Consider the following 1573-nt stretch of genomic DNA (forward strand, 5'->3'; position numbering starts at 1 on the left):
TACAGATAAGCCCAGCGTCCGTTGACCTTCACGTAGGTTTCATCGAGATGCCATGAGCCAAAACCGGAAGGTTGACGCCAGTACCAGCGCCGCCGCTTTTCCATCTCAGGTGCATAACGCTGAACCCATCGATAAATCGTGGTGTGATCGACATTTACCCCTCGCTCAGCCAGCATCTCCTGCAGCTCACGATAACTGATGCCATATTTGCAGTACCAGCGGACGGCCCACAGGATAATATGACGCTCAAAATGTCGACCTTTAAATGGGTTCATGTGCTGCTCCTTCAACTAAACAGTGGCATCAGTTTACCATCGCCAGATCTTTGCAACAGTGCCGTTGAAAACGGGACAACGGATTACCGGGCCGGGCATGCCCGGCCCCTACGGGTTGTGCCGCCGAATAGCATCAGGCATACCTGACCCGCCCGCTATTAATACTTGCTGTCGCTGGTCACACCGCTGTGCCCTGCTGCATTCAGCAGGCTGGAAGCACCAAAGCGGAAATGGCGTGCATCGGCCCAGTCCGCACCCAGAATGTCATCGGCCAGCTTGAGGTAGATTGCCGCATCGTCAGCGGTACGCACGCCGCCAGCAGGCTTAAAGCCAACCTGCTGCTTCACATCCTGTTCGGCAATCACGCGCATCATGATCTCTGCAACTTCTGGCGTCGCGTTGACCGGCACTTTACCGGTCGAGGTTTTGATAAAGTCTGCACCCGCTTTGATGGCGATTTCGGAGGCTTTACGGATCAGCGCTTCCTCTTTCAGCTCACCGGTTTCAATAATCACTTTTAACAGCACGTTTGCCGCAGAGCAGGCGTCTTTACAGGCTTTTACCAGCTCGAAGCCGACGGTTTCGTTACCGGCAATCAGCGCACGGTACGGGAATACCACGTCAACTTCGTCCGCGCCGTAGGCGATAGCAGCACGGGTCTCCGCCAGTGCAATATCAATGTCGTCGTTGCCGTGTGGGAAGTTGGTGACGGTAGCGATGCGGATATCTGGGGTGCTCTGCTCGCGCAGCGTTTTACGCGCAATCGGGATAAAGCGCGGGTAGATGCAGATGGCGGCGGTGTTTCCGGCCGGGGATTTGGCCTGATGGCACAGCGCGATCACTTCCGCATCGGTGTCATCGTCGTTCAGGGTTGTGAGATCCATCAGCTGCAGCGCGCGCAGCGCCTGAGTTTTTACATCGGACATGGTTGTCTCCAGACAATCTAGCAGCAGGCACGGTCAGCGCACTTGATAATGCTAAAATTATAACAGCCCGTGGCTAGTTATTTTGCGGGTAGTTTCACATTAAAAAGATGACAGTTGCACCATTGATTGCATGAATAGTGACATCAATCACAATTTAACCGTCATCACGCCCGGAGCGGCGCGCATTAACGCGACCACAGCGAGCCAGAGGAAAATGTCACATTTATAACATATAGTCTTCAAGGCAAACAGGTCTTTCGTCTTTCAGAAGAGTAGCCCGTACTTCACAGGCCAAAGAGCGTGTGGGTGTTTTGGCGCAGGGTTTCAGCGATTTGCTCAGTGGATTCAAAGCAGCACTGTTGCAAAGATATT

The 1573-nt window shown here is 53.5% G+C and carries 2 protein-coding genes; both read right to left on the reverse strand.

All coding sequences use genetic code 11. The features are described 5' to 3' along the window. Window positions 1-275: IS6 family transposase (locus BBW68_RS14295; protein WP_148127626.1), on the reverse strand; the 275-nt coding region annotated here is incomplete at its 3' end. A 158-nt stretch (window positions 276-433) separates the two neighbouring features. After that, a complete protein-coding gene (deoC, locus tag BBW68_RS14300; RefSeq protein ID WP_070135862.1) occupies window positions 434-1201 on the reverse strand; it encodes a deoxyribose-phosphate aldolase in 768 nt (255 codons plus the stop codon). Window positions 1202-1573: the final 372 nt, after the last annotated feature.

The sequence above is a fragment of the Candidatus Erwinia dacicola genome, from assembly GCF_001756855.1.
GTDB classification, from domain to species: domain Bacteria; phylum Pseudomonadota; class Gammaproteobacteria; order Enterobacterales; family Enterobacteriaceae; genus Erwinia; species Erwinia dacicola.

Coding starts and splice junctions, on each gene's coding strand:
- deoC (WP_070135862.1), bottom strand. CDS start 1,201: ATGTCCGATGTAAAAACTCAGGCGCTGCGCGCGCTGCAGCTGATGGAT.